This is a genomic window from Luteimonas rhizosphaericola (assembly GCF_029888045.1).
Taxonomy (GTDB): domain Bacteria; phylum Pseudomonadota; class Gammaproteobacteria; order Xanthomonadales; family Xanthomonadaceae; genus Luteimonas; species Luteimonas rhizosphaericola.
Window position 1 is genome coordinate 98,343 of sequence record NZ_JARXRN010000027.1, and the last position, 17,602, is coordinate 115,944.

At 71.1% G+C, this 17,602-nt stretch carries 10 protein-coding genes; 8 read left to right on the forward strand and 2 right to left on the reverse strand.

Annotated features, from left to right (window positions below):
- Positions 1 to 243 precede the first annotated feature (243 nt).
- From QFW80_RS12525 to QFW80_RS12545, 6 genes are all read left to right on the forward strand, one after another.
- Positions 244 to 2,526: a TonB-dependent receptor gene (locus QFW80_RS12525; RefSeq protein WP_280602314.1), complete on the forward strand. Its 2,283-nt coding sequence runs from the start codon at positions 244 to 246 to the stop codon at positions 2,524 to 2,526.
- 58 nt (positions 2,527 to 2,584) lie between these two features.
- Positions 2,585 to 4,195, forward strand: a complete 1,611-nt coding sequence (locus QFW80_RS12530; protein ID WP_280602315.1) for a hypothetical protein — start codon at positions 2,585 to 2,587, stop codon at positions 4,193 to 4,195.
- A 79-nt stretch (positions 4,196 to 4,274) separates the two neighbouring features.
- Entirely contained in the window at positions 4,275 to 4,805 is a 531-nt protein-coding gene (locus tag QFW80_RS17590; protein ID WP_425603574.1) for a DUF4166 domain-containing protein, read from the forward strand.
- A complete protein-coding gene (locus tag QFW80_RS17595) occupies positions 4,787 to 5,239 on the forward strand; it encodes a thiol-disulfide oxidoreductase DCC family protein (RefSeq protein ID WP_425603577.1) in 453 nt (150 codons plus the stop codon). Before QFW80_RS17590 ends, QFW80_RS17595 begins: the two co-directional genes overlap by 19 nt.
- 210 nt (positions 5,240 to 5,449) lie before the next feature.
- Positions 5,450 to 8,032 (forward strand): ATP-dependent chaperone ClpB, encoded by a 2,583-nt coding sequence (clpB, locus tag QFW80_RS12540; protein ID WP_280602316.1) that lies wholly within the window; start codon positions 5,450 to 5,452, stop codon positions 8,030 to 8,032.
- 433 nt (positions 8,033 to 8,465) lie between these two features.
- Entirely contained in the window at positions 8,466 to 9,761 is a 1,296-nt protein-coding gene (locus tag QFW80_RS12545) for an O-acetylhomoserine aminocarboxypropyltransferase/cysteine synthase family protein (RefSeq protein ID WP_280602317.1), read from the forward strand.
- 211 nt (positions 9,762 to 9,972) lie between these two features.
- On the opposite strand, the gene ybaL is transcribed toward QFW80_RS12545, so the two are convergent.
- Together ybaL and QFW80_RS12555 are read right to left on the reverse strand one after the other, a co-directional pair.
- Positions 9,973 to 11,730 (reverse strand): YbaL family putative K(+) efflux transporter, encoded by a 1,758-nt coding sequence (gene ybaL, locus QFW80_RS12550; RefSeq protein WP_280602318.1) that lies wholly within the window; start codon positions 11,728 to 11,730, stop codon positions 9,973 to 9,975.
- 145 nt (positions 11,731 to 11,875) lie between these two features.
- Positions 11,876 to 14,281: a TonB-dependent receptor plug domain-containing protein gene (locus QFW80_RS12555; protein ID WP_280602319.1), complete on the reverse strand. Its 2,406-nt coding sequence runs from the start codon at positions 14,279 to 14,281 to the stop codon at positions 11,876 to 11,878.
- 153 nt (positions 14,282 to 14,434) lie between these two features.
- On the opposite strand from QFW80_RS12555, the gene QFW80_RS12560 reads away from it, so the two are divergent.
- Both QFW80_RS12560 and QFW80_RS12565 read left to right on the forward strand, forming a co-directional pair.
- Complete coding sequence (locus tag QFW80_RS12560; protein WP_280602320.1) at positions 14,435 to 16,342, forward strand: ABC-F family ATP-binding cassette domain-containing protein; 1,908 nt, start codon at positions 14,435 to 14,437, stop codon at positions 16,340 to 16,342.
- Between the two features lie 100 nt (positions 16,343 to 16,442).
- Entirely contained in the window at positions 16,443 to 17,144 is a 702-nt protein-coding gene (locus QFW80_RS12565) for a hypothetical protein (RefSeq protein WP_280602321.1), read from the forward strand.
- Positions 17,145 to 17,602: the final 458 nt, after the last annotated feature.

Here is a 17,602-nt window from a genome sequence, read left to right on the forward strand (position 1 = left end):
CCCAGGGCGCGTCTGGCCACGAACGACGCGCACGCACCCGGCCAACGTCCGCTCTCCGGCACTCGCCTCTGCGCGATGGCGGGCGGTGGCGCCTCTCCCGGCAACCGGCGGGACCACCGACGCCCCCTGGACCTGGTCGGGGCGGATGGAAAACCGCTCCGGGCCGGCCGCGGACCTGTCGGGCAACGGGCTTTTTTACATTAATCTGACGGCGCTCCCCCCACCCCACGCCAGGACCCTCCGATGACCCAGGCCCCGCCTCGCCGGTCCCCAGCGCTGCGCCTGTCCGCGCTGGCGCTCGCGCTGTCCCTGCCGCTTGCCGTGCAGGCGCAGGACGCCACCCCGCCCGAACCCGTCGACGCGGTCACCCTCGACGCGCTGGAAGTCACCGCGCAGCGCCGGGTCGAGAACATCCAGGACGTGCCGGTCTCGATCAGCGTGGTGGCGGGCGAGACGCTCGACGTGCTGGGCTCCGGCGGCACCGACGTGCGCTTCCTGTCCGGCCGGGTGCCGAGCCTGAACATCGAGTCCTCGTTCGGCCGCGCCTTCCCGCGCTTCTACATCCGCGGCTACGGCAACACCGATTTCCGGCTCAACACCTCGCAGCCGGTGTCGCTGGTGTACGACGACGTGGTCCAGGAGAACCCGATCCTCAAGGGCTTCCCGGTGTTCGACCTCGACCGCATCGAGGTGCTGCGCGGGCCGCAGGGCTCGCTGTTCGGGCGCAACACGCCCGCCGGTGTGGTCAAGTTCGATTCGGTGCGGCCGTCGCAGGAGTTCGGCGGCTACGCGCAGCTGGGCTACGGCAGCGACGACATGTGGAACTTCGAGGGCGCGGTCGGCGGCGCGCTGGGCGAACGCTGGTCGGCGCGCGTGTCGACCCTCTACCAGCGCCGCGACAACTGGGTGCGCAACGACTACCCGGGCCCGAACGACGGCTTCGAGGGCTACGACGAGTCCGCCGCGCGCGCGCAGCTGCTGTACGAGGGCGACGCCTTCGAGGCGCTGCTGAACGTGCACGCGCGCCGGCTCAATGGCACCGCGCGCCTGTTCCGCGCCAACATCATCGAGCCGGGCACGAACGACTTCGTCGCCGGCTTCGACCGCGACGTGGTGACCCAGGACGGCCTGAACTCCTCCGAGCTCGACAGCCAGGGCGCGAGCGCGCGCCTGCGCTGGGAGCTGGGCGACTACACCCTGCATTCGATCACCGGCTACGAGTCGCTGGAGACGTTCAACCGCGGCGACATCGATGGCGGCTACGGCGCCGTGTTCCTGCCCGACTCGGGGCCCGGCGTGATCCCGTTCGCCTCCGAGACCGCGGACGGCATTCCCGATCATTCGCAGTGGAGCCAGGAGCTGCGCATCGAGTCCGACTACGGCGGCGCCCTGGACTGGCAGGCCGGCGTGTTCCTGTTCAAGGAGGACTACCGGGTCGACAGCGTCAGCTACGACACCCTGGCGGGCAGTGCGCAGGACGGCTACCAGCGCATCCGCCAGACCAACGATGCCTGGGCGGTGTTCGGCGCGCTCACCTGGCAGGCCACCGACGCGCTCGAACTGCGCGCGGGCCTGCGCTACACCGTGGACGAGAAGCGGCTGACGGTGGAGGAGTACTGGAATACCGGCTTCGCCGCCTGCGTGCTGGCCGGCAAGTGCACGCTGGAACAGCTGGCCGCGCAGGAGCCCGACGGCGACCTGTCGGCCTCGCCCGAGGACAAGAAGCTCAACTGGGACGTCTCGGCCACGTTCGCGCTCGACGAGGACGTGAACCTGTACGGACGCGTCGCCACCGGCTTCCGCGGCAGCAGCATCCAGAGCGCGGGCGCGTTCAACGGCAAGTCGGTCGCCGGCCCGGAGACCTCGACCTCGGCCGAATTCGGGGTCAAGGCCGACCTGTTCGACCGCCGCGCGCGCCTGAGCGCGGGCCTGTTCTACTACGAGGTCGAGGACCAGCAGCTGACCGCGGTGGGCGGCGCGGCCAACGCCAACATCCTGCTCAACGCGGAGAAATCGACCGGGCGCGGCTTCGAGGCCGACCTGCAGGCGTGGCTGGGCGAGTCGGTGCTGGTGACGCTGGGCAGCGGCTACAACGACACCGAGATCGACGACCCCGGCCTGGCCGTGGCGGTGTGCGCCGCGTGCACGGTCACCGATCCGCGCGTCGGCGCGCTGGCGGCGATCGACGGCAACCCGCTGCCGCAGGCCCCGAAGTGGACCCACAACCTCACCGCGCGCTGGGGCGTGCCGATGGGCAGCGGCGAGTTCTTCGTGTTCACCGACTGGGTGTACCGCAGCGAGGTCAATTTCTTCCTGTACGAGTCGATCGAGTTCACCGGCAAGTCGCTGCTCGAGGGTGGCCTGCGCGTGGGCTACCTGTGGAGCGATGGCGACTACGAGCTGGCGGCCTACGGGCGCAACATCACCGACCAGGAACGCATCGTCGGCGGCATCGACTTCAACAACCTCACCGGCTTCATCAACGAGCCGCGCACGCTGGGCGTGGAGTTCACCGCGCGCTTCTGAGCCATCGCACGCGCCGCCCGGGTGATCCAGGCGGCGCGCGTTCAAGGGGGATTCGCGCATGTCACGACCGGCGGCCCACGGCCGCCCGCGCTGGTTCGTCGCGGGCGACATCAACGGCTTCTTCGGCCTGGTGGTCGACAACCTGTCGATCCTGGGCTTCATCGCCATGGCGCTGGTCGGCCTCTACGGGGTGCCGGCCGAGGTGGTGTTCACCCGGATGTTCCCGGGCACGGCGCTCGGGGTCCTGCTCGGCAACCTGGCCTACACCTGGATGGCGCGCCGGCTGGCGCGGCGCACGGGACGCGACGACGTCACCGCGATGCCGCTCGGCCTGGACGCGCCGACCAGCATCGGCATGGCGCTGCTGGTGCTGGGCCCGGCCTTCGTCGCGTTCAGGGCCGACGGGCTGGACGCGCAGGCCGCCGGCATCGCCACCTGGCAGCTGGGCATGGCGTCGCTGGTGGTGATGGGCGTGCTGAAGACGGCGCTGTCCTTCGCCGGCGACTGGATCACCCGCGTGCTGCCTCGCGCCGCGCTGCTGGGGTCGATCGGCGGCGCCGCGCTGACGCTGCTCGGGTTCCTGCCGCTGGTGGAACTGCTGCGCAACCCGGTGGTCGGGCTGGTGACGCTCGGCCTGCTGTTGTACGCGCTGGTGGCGCGCGGCGCGCTGCCACTGCGGATCCCGGGCGTGCTGTTCGCCTTCCTGGTCGGCACCGCGCTGTACTACGGGCTGGGCCTGGCGGGACTCGGCCTCCCCGGCTTCGCGCTGCCCGAACCGGTGCGCCTGTCGCCGCAGCTGCCGCTGCCGGGGACCGGCTTCATCGAGGGCCTGCGGTCCACCGTGCCCTACCTGCCGCTGCTGCTGCCGTTCGGCCTGCTGATGGTGGTGGGCGGGATCAACGTCAGCGAAAGCGCGCGCGCGGCCGGAGACGACTACCGGACGCGCGATGTGCTGCTGGTCGAGGCGCTGTCCACGCTGGTGGCCGGCGTGTGCGGCGGCGTCGCGCAAACCACGCCCTACATCGGCCAGCCCGCCTACAAGCAGATGGGCGCGCGCAGCGGCTACACCCTGCTGACCGGGCTGTTCGTCGGCATCGGCGGCATGCTGGGGCTGGTCGCGGGCCTGGTGCAGTGGCTGCCGCTGGCGGTGCTGGCGCCGATCATCGTGTACGTCGGCATCGGCATCACCGTGCAGGCCTTCCGCGCCACACCCGAGCCGCACGCGCCGGCGGTGGCGCTGGCCTTCCTGCCCTCGCTGGCGTACCTGCTGGCGATCAAGCTGGGCAATCCGGCGTGGATCGCGCCGGAGCGGTTCGCGCAGCTCTACGCGGACACCGGGACGCACGGGCTGGCCGAACTCGCCGCGCTGGTCACGCTGGGCAACGGCTTCATCATCACGGCGATGCTGTGGGCCACCGCGCTGGTGGCGATGATCGAGGGCCGGATGCGCGCGGCCGCGGGCGTGCTGCTGCTGTGCGCGGCGTTCACCCTGTTCGGCGTGATCCATTCGGTGGATCCGCGCGGCGGGGTGTACCTGCCCTGGGCGCTGGACGGACTCCGCGCGGTGATCGCCTGGCAGTTCGCCGGAGCGTACGCGGCGCTCGCCGTCCTGCTGGGCGCGCTGTCGCTGCAGCGGCCGCAGCCGGGCCGCGCCGACCCTCCCTCGTAGCGGCGCGCCTGTCGCCACGACACGGCGGCGACAGGCGTGGCAACGGCTATCCTGTCGCCCCTTCCCGCCGATGCCGCGCATGCAGCCCACCATGTTCCAGCAGGCGCTCGGCGCCCCGTTTTTCCGGTTGCCAGATGCCGTGCGCCGGCTGCATTCGGTGCGCGGACGCGAGACCTGGGCCGGGCGTGCGCGGGTCGAGCGCGGCCGCAATCCGCTGGCGCGGCTGTGCGCGCGGCTCGCCGGAATGCCGAAGGCCGGCGACGACGTGCCGCTGCGGATCGAATTCGACTGCGATCCGAGGCGCGAGACCTGGACGCGCGACTTCGGCGGCGCGCACCTGCGTTCGGGCGTGGTGCTGCGGCGCGGGCTGCTGCGCGAGCGCCTGGGGCCGGTGCAGTTCCGGTTCGCGCTGCACGCCAACGAGGGCGTGATCTGGTGGACCGTAGCCGGCGCGCGGCTGTTCGGTCTGTTTCCACTGCCGGCGGCGCTGTTCGACGGGGTGCGCTGTCGGGAGTTCGAGGCCGACGGCCGCTACCGCTTCGAGGTCGAGGCACGGCTGCCGCTGGCGGGGCGGGTGATCCGCTACGACGGCTGGCTCGCGCCGGAATGAGCGCAGCTGCCGGTCCTGCCGGGCGCCAGGGGCAGGACACGGCCGTGATCGTGTTCGACGGCGTGTGCGAGCTGTGCAACGGCTGGGTGGATTTCCTGCTGGCGCGCGATCTCCGCGGGCGCTACCGGTTCGCCGCCATGCAGGGCGAGGCCGGCCGGCGCCTGCTGGCCGCGCACGGGCTGGACCCGGACGACCCGGCCTCGTTCCTGCTGATCGACGCCGAAGGCGCGCACACCGACAGCGACGCGATCGTGCGCGTGCTGTCGGGACTCGGTGGCGGGTGGCGGCTTGTCGCGGCCGGCCGGATCGTGCCGCGCGCGCTGCGCGACCGGCTATACCGGCTCGTGGCCCGCCACCGCTATCGCTGGTTCGGAGTCCGCAGCGCCTGCCGCGTCCCCGATCCGCGGCACGCGCACCGGTTCCTTGACCGCTGACGACGCGGGGACGGGCAGGGTCCCCGCAGGCGTGGGCGTGGACAGCGCGCGGACGCCGGTCGGGCGCGGACCCGTGGCGCGGCAGCGCGAGTGCCGCCGCGTCCGGATGCGGGCCTGCGCCGCCGGCCGCAGCCCTTGCATCCGCGGCCGCCGGCCCGCATCTGGGGGTGGTCGCCGGCGCGTGGCCGGCTCCGTTCCGAGGCACCTCCCATGCGCATGGACAAGCTGACATCGCGCTTCACCGCGGCCCTGCAGGACGCGCAGTCGCTGGCCGTCGGCCGCGACCACAACATGATCGAGCCGGTGCACCTGCTGGTGGCCCTGATCGACCAGCAGGGCGGCGGCACCCGGCCGCTGCTGTCGCAGGCCGGTGTCAACGTGCCAGTGCTGCGCGAGCGCCTGGGCGAGGCCTTGGAGGCGCTGCCGAAGGTCACTGGCCAGGCCGGCCAGCTGTCGGTCGGCAACGACCTGATGCGCCTGCTCAACGTCACCGACAAGCTGGCGCAGCAGCGCGGCGATGCGTTCATCGCCAGCGAACTGTTCCTGCTCGCGGCGCTCGACGACAACGGCCCGGCCGGCCAGGCGCTCAAGGCCGCCGGCGCCACGAAGCAGAAACTCGAGGCCGCGATCGAGGCCGTGCGCGGCGGCGAGAGCGTCAAGGACGCGAATGCCGAGGAGGCGCGCGAGGCGCTCGAGAAATACACCATCGATCTCACCGCGCGCGCCGAGAGCGGCAAGCTCGACCCGGTGATCGGCCGCGACGAGGAGATCCGTCGCACCGTGCAGGTGCTGCAGCGCCGGACCAAGAACAACCCGGTGCTGATCGGCGAGCCCGGCGTGGGCAAGACCGCGATCGTCGAGGGCCTGGCCCAGCGCATCGTCAATGGCGAGGTGCCCGAAGGCCTGCGCGGCAAGCGCGTGCTCTCGCTGGACATGGGCGCGCTGATCGCCGGCGCGAAGTTCCGCGGCGAGTTCGAGGAGCGGCTCAAGGCCGTGCTCAACGACCTGGCCAAGAACGAAGGCCAGATCATCCTGTTCATCGACGAGCTGCACACGATGGTTGGCGCGGGCAAGGCTGAGGGCGCGATGGACGCGGGCAACATGCTCAAGCCCGCGCTCGCCCGCGGCGAGCTGCACTGTATCGGCGCGACCACGCTCGACGAGTACCGCAAGTACGTGGAGAAGGACGCCGCGCTGGAGCGCCGCTTCCAGAAGGTGTTCGTGGGCGAGCCGAGCGTGGAGGACACCATCGCGATCCTGCGCGGCCTCAAGGAGCGCTACGCGGTGCACCACGGCGTGGAGATCACCGACCCGGCGATCGTCGCCGCGGCCACGCTCAGCCACCGCTACATCGCCGACCGCCAGCTGCCCGACAAGGCCATCGACCTGATGGACGAGGCCGCGTCGCGGATCCGCATGGAGATCGACTCCAAGCCGGAGGAGCTCGACCGCAAGGAGCGCCGCCTGATCCAGCTCAAGATCCAGCGCGAGGCGCTGAAGAAGGAGAAGGACGCCGAATCGAAGCAGCGCCTGGCCGACCTGGAGACCGAGATCGAGTCACTGGAGCGCGAGTACAACGACCTCGAGGAGATCTGGAAGGCCGAGAAGGCGATGGTGCAGGGCGCCACCCGGATCAAGGAGCAGATCGAGGCCGCCAAGCTCGAACTCGAATCGGCGCAGCGCCGCCAGGACTACGCGAAGATGAGCGAGATCCAGTACGGCACGCTGCCGGCGCTGGAGAAGCAGCTGGCTGCCGCGCAGGAAGCCGAGACCAAGGATTTCAAGCTGCTGCAGGACCGGGTGACTGCCGAGGAGATCGCCGAGGTCGTCGCGCGCTGGACCGGGATCCCGGTGTCCAAGATGCTCGAGGGCGAGCGCGAGAAGCTGCTGAAGATGGAGGATGCGCTGCACGGCCGCGTGGTCGGCCAGGACGAGGCGATCAAGGTCGTGTCCGACGCGGTGCGGCGTTCGCGCGCGGGGCTGAGCGATCCCAACCGTCCGAGCGGTTCGTTCCTGTTCCTGGGCCCCACCGGCGTGGGCAAGACCGAGCTGTGCAAGGCGCTGGCCGAGTTCCTGTTCGACTCCAGCGACGCGATGGTGCGCATCGACATGAGCGAGTTCATGGAGAAGCACGCCGTCTCGCGCCTGGTCGGCGCGCCTCCGGGCTACGTCGGCTACGAGGAGGGCGGCTACCTGACCGAGGCCGTGCGCCGGCGCCCGTACAGCGTGATCCTGCTCGACGAGGTCGAGAAGGCGCATCCGGACGTGTTCAACATCCTGCTGCAGGTGCTCGACGATGGCCGCCTGACCGATGGCCAGGGGCGCACGGTGGATTTCCGCAACACCGTGATCGTGATGACGTCGAACCTTGGCAGCCAGATGATCCAGGAGCTGTCGGGCGACACGCCAGAGAGCTACACCCAGATGAAGGCGGCGGTGATGGGCGTGGTGCAGGCGCACTTCCGGCCCGAGTTCATCAACCGGCTGGACGACATCGTGGTATTCCATCCGCTGGACAAGGCGCAGATCCGGTCGATCGCGCGGATCCAGCTGCGCGGACTGGAGAAGCGCCTGGGCGAACGCGGCATCCGCATCGAGGTGTCCGACAAGGCCTTCGACCTGCTCGGCAACGTCGGCTTCGACCCGGTCTACGGCGCCCGCCCGCTCAAGCGCGCGATCCAGCAGCAGCTGGAAAACCCGCTGGCGCAGAAGATCCTGTCGGGCGCATTCGGCAACGGCGACACGGTGCGCGTGGACGCCGAGGGCGGGCACCTGGTGTTCGTCGCCGGCTGACGCCGGGCGCAGCCACCCCGGATGCGGCCGTTGGCCTCATCCGGGCGACGCGTCTCGCCGTGCTTCGTAGCCCGGATAAGCGCAGCGCATCCGGGACGCAATGCGTCCGTAACGAGGCGCGCCCGCTCGAAGCGAGCCGCGTTGCATGACCATCGGCCGCATCCCACCCCGGATGCGGCCGATGGCCTTATCCGGGCTACGCCGCCCCTCGCCGTGCGTCGTAGCCCGGACAAGCGCAGCGCATCCGGGGCGCAATCCATCCGGAACGCAGCCGCATCGGGGTGCAACGCGTCCGCACCGGGGCGCGCCCGGTCGAAGCCTTCGCGCGGCGCACGCCGCCGCGACAACCGTTGTTCCTGAAACCATGTGCCCGCGATCCGGCCGCGTGGGCTATCGTCGCGGGCCGACGTGCAACCACCCAGCGAGCCGACCGATGCCCGACCAGAACCCGAACTGGAAGCCCGAGACCATCGCCGTCCACGGCGGCTACACGCCCGATCCCACCACGCGCTCGGTCGCCGTGCCGATCTACCAGACCGTGGCCTACGCCTTCGACAGCACCCAGCACGCGGCGGACCTGTTCGACCTCAAGGTCCAGGGCAACATCTACACCCGGATCATGAATCCGACCACCGACGTGCTGGAGCAGCGCGTGGCGGCGCTCGAAGGCGGCATCGCGGCGCTGGCGCTGGCGTCGGGGCAGGCCGCGATCACCTACGCGATCCAGACCATCGCCGAAGCCGGCGACAACATCGTCTCCTCCGCGGCACTGTACGGCGGCACCTACAACCTGTTCGCGCACACCCTGCCGCAGTTCGGGATCGAGACCCGCTTCGCCGACCACCGCGACCCGGATTCCTTCGGCAGGCTGATCGACGAACGCACGAAAGCGGTGTTCGTCGAGTCGATCGGCAACCCGCTGGGCAACATCACCGACATCGAGGCGGTGGCGAAGGTCGCGCACGCGCACGGCGTGCCGCTGATCGTCGACAACACGGTGGCCACGCCCTACCTGCTGCGCCCGATCGACTTCGGCGCCGACATCGTGGTGCATTCGCTGACCAAGTACCTCGGCGGCCACGGCAACAGCATCGGCGGGGCGATCGTCGATTCCGGGCGCTTCCCCTGGGCCGAGCACAAGGCGCGCTTCCGCCGCCTCAACGAGCCGGATGTCAGTTACCACGGCGTGGTCTACACCGAAGCGCTCGGCCCGGCCGCGTTCATCGGCCGTGCGCGCGTGGTACCGCTGCGCAACACCGGCGCGGCGCTGTCGCCGTTCAACGCGTTCCTGATCCTGCAGGGGATCGAGACGCTGGCGCTGCGGATGGACCGCATCAACGCCAACACGCTGGCGGTCGCGAAGTACCTGCAGGCCCATCCGAAGGTGGCCTGGGTGAACTACGCAGGCCTGCCGGACCATCCCGAACACGCGCTGGCGCGGAAGTACCTGCGCGACGGGGGCGCCTCGGGCCTGTTCACCTTCGGCCTGCCGGGTGGACGCGAGGCAGGTGCGCGGTTCCTCGATGCGCTGGGGCTGTTCACGCGCCTGGTCAACATCGGCGACACCCGCTCGCTGGCCACGCATCCGGCCTCGACCACGCATCGCCAGCTGTCGCCCGACGAGCTGGCGCAAGCCGGCGTCAGCGAGGACACGGTGCGCCTGTGCATCGGCATCGAGCACCTCGACGACCTGGTCGCGGACCTGGAGCAGGCGCTGGCGGCCGCCTGATCCGACGCGTGCATTGCGGCGCGTCCGGCACGCGCATCGCGGTTGCAGAACGCGAGCACGCGCGTCGCGCCGGAACGATCATTCCGGCGCAGGCGACGCGGTGCCGGCGCCGCCCGGATGGAGGGCGCCACCGGCCCCATTCGAGCGTCGGGATCGTCTGCGTCCAGACCGTCAACACGCAGGATGCGCTGCGGGTGGGTGCGGCAGCGCCTCAGGCCGCCGCGGGCGCGGGCGCGCTCGGCGGCGCGCGGTCGTCGTCGGCACCTTTGCGCGCGGGCCGGTAGGGCGGGGTCGACATCACCATCTCCGCCAGCGAGAACGCCAGTTCGCGCTCGGCCAGCACCGCGCCGTCGGCGCCGTGTTCGAGCAGGTGCTTGACCTCGGCGTCGCTGTGCGCGCGCGCCAGCACGGTGATGGTCGGGTTGAGCGCCTTCATCCGTTCGATGGTCTCGCCCGCTTCCAGCGCCTGCGGGATGGCGAAGATCGCCATCTTCGCCCGCTCCGGCGCGGCGTCCAGCATCACCGGTTCGGAGGCGGCATTGCCGCGCACCGCGTACAGGCCGCGTGCGCGCGCCTGCGCGACCAGGTCGCCGTCGTCCTCGATCACCACCAGCGGCACGCCGCGCTGCTGAAGCAGTTCGGCCAGCTGGCTGCCGACGCGGCCGTAGCCGACCAGGATCGCGTGCCCGGACAGGTCGGCGGGCACGGGCGGCGGCTCGGGTGGATGCTCCGCCTCGGCCAGGCGGGCGGCCTCGGCGTCGATGCGCGCCTGCCGGCGGGACAGCCAGGCGAACAGCAGCGGGTTGACCACGATCGACAGCAGGGCGCCGGCGAGGATCAGGTCGCGCCCGGTGGCCGGCAGCAGGTCCAAGGCCACGCCCAGGCTGGCGAGGATGAAGGAGAACTCGCCGATCTGCGCCAGGCTCACCGAGATCGTCAGCGCCGTGCCTTTGGGATGGCGGAACATCCGCACGATCCCGTACGCCGCCAGCGACTTGCCCACCACGATGATCAGGAAGGTCGCCAGCACCTGCCACGGGTGCTCGACCAGGATCATCGGATCGAACAGCATCCCCACAGAAACGAAGAACAGCACCGCGAACGCGTCGCGCAGCGGCAGCGAGTCGCTGGCGGCCTTCTGGCTCAGCTCCGACTCGTTGAGCAGCATGCCGGCGAAGAACGCGCCGAGCGCAAACGAGACCCCGAACAGCACCGCCGAGCCGAACGCCACGCCCAGCGCGATCGCCAGCACCGAGAGCGTGAACAGTTCGCGCGAACCGGTGCCCGCGATCTTCTCCAGCGTCCACGGGATCACCCGGCGGCCGACCACCAGCATCACCGCCACGAACAGCGCCACCTGCACCAGGGTCTTGGCCAGCGCGACGGCGATCGTGCCGGCCATGCTGCGCAGGGTGCCGCCGTCGGCCAGGGTCTCGCTTTCGGCGATCACCGACGCCAGCGCCGGCAACAGCACCAGCGCCAGCACCATCGCCAGGTCCTCGACGATCAGCCAGCCCACCGCGATGCGGCCGCGGCGGGTATCGAGCAGGCGTCGTTCCTCCATCGCCCGCAGCAGCACCACGGTACTGGCCACCGACAGCGCCAGCCCGAACACGAAGCCGTTGATCGGCGACCAGCCCATGCCCCAGGCCAGCAGCCACCCCAGCGCCGTCGCCACCGCGATCTGGGCGACCGCGCCGGGGATGGCGATCGCCTTGACCTCGAGCAGGTCCTTGAGCGAGAAGTGCAGGCCGACGCCGAACATCAGCAGCATCACGCCGAGTTCGGCCAGCTGGTTGGCCAGGTCCTGGTCGGCGACGAAGCCCGGGGTGAACGGCCCGACGATGACACCGGCGACGAGGTAGCCGACCAGCGGAGACATGCGCAGCCGGTTGGCCAGCGCGCCGAGCACGAATGCCACGGCCAGGCCGACTGCGACGATGTTGATCAGGTCGGTGTCATGGTGCATCGAGGCTCGCGGCAGCTCGAGTCTTCCGGGAACGCAGTTTGGCGGATCGCGCAGGAGCGATCAAATGCGCGCGCAGTCCGCGCGCGCGATGCCTGCACTTCGCCGGTTCGCGGCGCGGACATTGCCGCGCCGCGACCGGAAGCGCTCACCAGCGGTAGCCGATGCGCCCGTACGCGAATGCGCCGCCGAAGCCGAACGGCGAGAGGTTGCTGTACGGGAACTGCCCGTTGGTCGAGTTGCCGAAGCTGTTCTCGTCCGGATACGCGTCCAGCACGTTGTCCGCGCCCACCGTCAGCGTCCAGCGATCCGCGGGACGGTAGCTGGCCGACAGGTCGAGCAGCCATTCGGCGCCGTAGCGCTGGTCCAGGGCCGGGTTGTTGGGCGTGGTGCGCACGCTGCCGTAGCGGGTGGTGGTGGCGGTGAACGACCAGCGCTGCCCGGTCCAGGTGCCGCCCAGCAGCAGCTTGTTGCGCGGGAAACCCGCTTCGATCCGCCCCGCCTCGACCCGGTCGATGCGTTCCAGGTCCAAGCCGCTCTGCTCGAGCTCCTCGGGATTCGGGGCGATGCGCGTGATCTCGGTCTTGGTGTGGTTGTAGCCGCCGGTGAGGTCCAGCGTGCCGGCTTCGAGCGGCACCCGCCAGGTCCCGACCACGTCCACGCCGCGGGTGCGGGTGTCGATGGCGTTGGTGAAGTAGCGGCCGCCGTTGACGCCGAAGATGCCGCGCGATTCGAGCAGCGCGCGCACCGCATCGCCGGTGAGGTTGGACGACAGCGCGATCCGGTCGTCGACGTCGATCTGGTAAGCGTCGACCGTCACGTACAGGCCGTCGGCCGGCTGCAGCACCAGGCCCAGGCTGTAGGACAGCGATTCCTCCGGCTGAAGGGGCTCGGCGCCGAAGGCCTGCGCCACCGCGCTGCTCGCGGGGAAGGTGCGGATCTCGAACGGCGTCGCCACGCCGGGCAGGAACACGGTGCTCACGGTCTGGAAATACTGCTGGGCCAGCGACGGGGCGCGGAAGCCGGACGCCACGGTGCCGCGCAGGGCCACCGCGTCGCTGAAGGCGTAGCGCGCCGACACCTTGCCCGAGGCCTGGCTGCCGAAGTCGTCGTAGTCCTCGTAGCGCGCGGCGATGCCGCCGGAGAACCGCTCGGTGACGTCGGCCTCCAGGCCGGCGTAGGCCGAGTAGCTGTCGCGGTCGTAGGCGCCCGACACCTCCGGCGCGAATCCGCCGAAGCCCTGGGCGCCGCCCGGCGCACCCGCGGGCCCCTGGCCGGCATCGGCGTACGACCCGTACTCGCCCGGCGACTGGTTCCACTTCTCGTTGCGCGCCTCGAGCCCGATCGAGAGCGTGGCCGGATACGCCAGACCCCAGTCGAGCTGGCGGCTGACGTCGAAGTTGGCGATGTTCTGGGTGGTTTCCAGCGCGCCGTCGTAGAACGAGGTCGGCGAGTCCGCGCCGAGGCTGGCATTGAGCGTGTTACGGGTATGGAACTCCAGGTGGTTGTAGCCATGGTTCAGGCTCAGGTCCCAGTTCCAGCCGCTGGCGGTGAATCCCTTGATGCCGGCGACCAGCGAGCGGTCCTTCGAGACGTTGTTGATCTCGGGCAGGAAGCCATCCGGGTAGATCGACGGGATGTTCTGGGTCGGGTTGCCCGGCGCGCGGAAGAAGGCGAACGAGGTGATGTCGCGGTTGCTGGCGGTGCCGAAGGCGTACAGCGACAGGGAATCGGTGAGGGCGTAGTCGAGGTTGAGGCCGACCGCGCCGGCATCCACCTCGGGCTCGCCGATCACGAAGGCCTTCTGGCCCAGCGCCGGCTGGGTCGGACCTGGCGTGCCGGCGAAGGGCCGGGCGCGGTTGGTTGCGTCCTGCTGGCCGAGCTGTGCGGAGAGATGCAGGAAGCCGCGATCCTCGCCCAGCGCCAGGCCGCTGTCGCCGGCGATCTGCGACTGCGCGCCGTCGCCGGCCGAGTACCGGCCGTGCTGCACCAGCAGGCTGCCGCCCTCGCGTGCGCCCTTGAGCACCACGTTGACCACGCCCGCGATCGCGTCCGAGCCGTACTGCGCCGAGGCGCCGTCGCGCAGCACCTCGACCCGGTCGATGGCCGACACCGGGATGGTGTTGAGGTCGACCGGCGCCGAGCCGCGGCCGATGGTGCCGTTGAGGTTGAGCAGGGACGAGGTGTGCCGGCGCTTGCCGTTCACCAGCACCAGCACCTGGTCGGGCGCCAGGCCGCGCAGCTGCGCGGGCCGGATCGCCGAGGTGCCGTCGGTGAGCGCCGGGCGCGGGAAGTTCAGCGAGGGCAGGGCGCGCGCCAGCGCGGTGGCCAGTTCGGTCGTGCCAGTGGCCTGCAGCGCTTCGCTGCTGATGATGTCGATCGGCGACTGCGATTCGGCGACGGTGCGGTCGGACACGCGCGTGCCGGTGACGATGACGGTGTCGAGGGTGTTGGCCGAGGCCGGTGCGGCGTCCTGCGCCTGCACGGACGCGTGGATCGAGGCCAGCGTCGCCAGCGAGGCCAGCACGGCCGCGGACAGGGGATGGCGGGTCATGGGCGTTTCCGGGGGAGTTGGGCGGTCCATTTAACCGCGCCTTCACGTATCCGACAAAACGCGGCTGGCCATCTGCTCATGTCGGTGCGGCATGAGCGGTGCCGCAAGCGGCCGCGGTCCGGTTCGAACGCGGTCCGGTAGAATCCGCGCCCCATGATCGCTTTCCGCAATTTCGCCCTGCGCCGGGGCGAGCGCCTGCTGCTGTCCGACGTCGACCTGGCGATGCACGCCGGCTGGCGCGTGGGCGTGGTCGGGCGCAACGGCACCGGCAAGTCCAGCCTGTTCGCGACCATCCGCGGCGAGGTCGAGCCCGACCGCGGCGACGTCGACGTGCCCGGCCGGGTGCGCATCGCCAGCGTCGCCCAGGAAACGCCCTCGCTGCCCGATGCCGCGATCGAGTTCGTGCTCGGCGGCGACGTCGAGCTGGCCGCGGTGATCCGCGCCGAGGCCGAGGCCAACGCGCGCGAGGACTGGGAAGCGGTGGCCACGGCGCACCAGCGGCTGGCCGAGCTCAACGGGTACGACGCCGAGGCGCGCGCCGGCAAGCTGCTGCACGGGCTGGGGTTCCCGGCCGAGACCCATCGGCGCCCGGTGAGTTCATTCTCCGGCGGCTGGCGCGTGCGCCTGAACCTGGCCCGCGCGCTGATGAAGCCCAGCGACCTGCTGCTGCTCGACGAGCCCACCAACCACCTCGACCTGGACGCGGTGCTGTGGCTGGAACAGTGGCTGCTGAAGTACCCCGGCACGCTGCTGCTGATCTCGCACGACCGCGAATTCCTCGATGGCGTGTGCACCCACACCCTGCACCTGAACGACGGCCGGGCCAAGCTGTACGTCGGCGACTACACCGCGTTCGAGCGCCAGCGCGCCGAGCACCTGCGCCAGCAGCAGATCGCGCACGAGAAGGAGCAGGCCGAGCGCGCGCACCTGCAGAAGTTCATCGACCGCTTCAAGGCCAAGGCCAGCAAGGCGCGCCAGGCCCAGAGCCGGATGAAGCGGCTGGCCAAGCTGGCCGGCACCGAGGCGGTGCGCGCCGAGCGCGAGTTCCGGATCGAGTTCCCGCAGCCGGCGAAGCTGCCGCACGCGCTGCTGCGCATCAACCACGGCGAGTGCGGCTATGTCCTGCCCCAACCCGCGGGGGAAGGTGCCCGAAGGGCGGACGGGGGAGGGCAGGGCGCGGTGCACATCCTGTCCAGCGTCGGCTTCGGCCTCGAGGCCGGCGACCGCATCGGCCTGCTCGGCCCCAACGGCGCGGGCAAGTCGACCCTGGTCAAGACCCTGGTGGGCGAGCTGCCGCTGCTCGACGGCGAGCGCTACGCGCATCCGGACCTGCGCATCGGCTATTTCGCCCAGCACACCGTGGAATCGCTGGTCGCCGGCACCTCGCCGATCGACCACCTGCGCGAGCTCTCGCCCGATTCGCCCACCCAGGCCTTCCGCGATTTCCTCGGCAAGTGGTATTTCCCCGGCGACCGCGCGTTCGAGAGCATCGACGGCTTCTCCGGCGGCGAGCGCGCCCGCCTGGCGCTGGCGCTGATCGCGTGGAAGCAGCCGAACGTGCTGCTGCTCGACGAACCCACCAACCATCTCGACCTCGACATGCGCGAGGCGCTCGCCGAGGCGCTGTCCGATTTCGACGGCGCGATCGTGCTGGTCTCGCACGACCGCCACCTGATCGGCCTGGTCAGCGACAGCTTCTGGCGCGTGTCGGACGGCGTGGTCAAGCCCTTCGACGGCGACCTGGACGAATACGCCGCCTGGCTGCGATCGCGTCCGGCCAACGAGCAGGCGCGCGCGCCTGCGATGCCGAAGGCGGTGGACGCGCCGCCTGCAGCCCCTGCGCCGGCCAAGCCCGCGGTCCGGGTCAACCCGCACCGCCTGGGCAAGGCCGAGGCGCGGGTGGCCGAGCTGGAGGCGGCGCTGGCGGACATCGCGTCCGCGCTCGCGGATCCGGACACCTACGCCGATGGCGCGAAGGCGGCCAGCCTCGGCCAGCAGCAGGCGCGGCTGCAGGCGCAGCTGGACGAGGCCGAGTCCGAACTGCTCGCGCTCTACGGCTGAGGCGCAGCGCGCGGCAGCGTGCCGGTACGGTCGCGCACTGCGACCAAAGCATGACTCCCGGCGGTTGCCGCACGCGCGCCGCCGCGGTTAGGGTGCGGGCATGACCCGTCTACCCCGCCTGTTCGCACTCGCCACGCTCGCGGTCGCGCTGAGCGCCTGCATCCGCATCAACGACACCGACGACCGCGGTGCCAATGCCGCCGCCCAGGCGGACGCCGCGGCCGAGGGCTTCACCGCCGCCGCCGTGCCTGCGGATGCGTTCATGGCCGCGCTGGCGCGGCACTGCGGACAGGCGTTCGCCGGACGCATCGTCGCCAACGAGCCGCCGCCCGCCACGCCCGACGCCTTCGAAGGCCAGCGCCTGGTGATGCACGTGCGCGGCTGCGATGCGCCGACGCGCGAGCTGCGGGTGCCGTTCCACGTCGGCGACGACCACTCGCGCACCTGGGTGCTGACCCGGGTCGGCCCCGGCCTGCGGCTGAAGCACGACCATCGCCACGCGGACGGCAGCCCCGATCCGGTGACGATGTACGGCGGCGAAAGCAGGTCCGCGGGCACGGCGGTGCGGCAGGAGTTCCCGGTGGACGCCGAATCGGTCGCCCTGTTCGAACGCGAGGGGCTCGAGGCCTCGGTCACCAACACCTGGGCGATGGAGATCGAACCGGGCAAGCGCTTCCTCTACGAACTCTCGCGGCCGGGCGGCCGCCTGTTCCAGGTGGAGTTCGACCTCGCCAACCCGGTGGACCTGCCGCCTGCGCCCTGGGGCAGCGAGTCGCCGTCGGAGCCGTCGCCCGGCGGCTGATCCGCCCGGCGCGCCCCACCGCGCCGGCGCGAGGGTGTGAGGGTGTGAGGGTGTGAGGGTGTGAGGGTGTGAGGGTGTGAGGGTGCGTGCGGCCTGCGATTGCGCGCAGGGATCCGGCCCTCTGCCGCACGTCGCCCGGATAAGCGAAGCGCGTCCGGGACGCAACGCACGTGTCGCGGTGCCGACGATGGAATCCGATCCCGGATGCTGCGGCCCTCGGCCTCGTCCGGGCGACGCTCCGGCGCGACGCTCGTCCGGACGCGGCGACTCTCTTTCCGGAGCGTCCGCGATCAGCCTCTCCAAGGTGCAGGTGCGTAGCCCGGATAAGCGAAGCGCATCCGGGGCGCCATGCACGTGTCGCCCTGCCGACGATGCGATCCGATCCCCCGGATGCGGCCTGCGGCCTTATCCGGGCTACGCGCCGGTATGCCGCACCCGGCGGATGGAGGGCCGAGTCC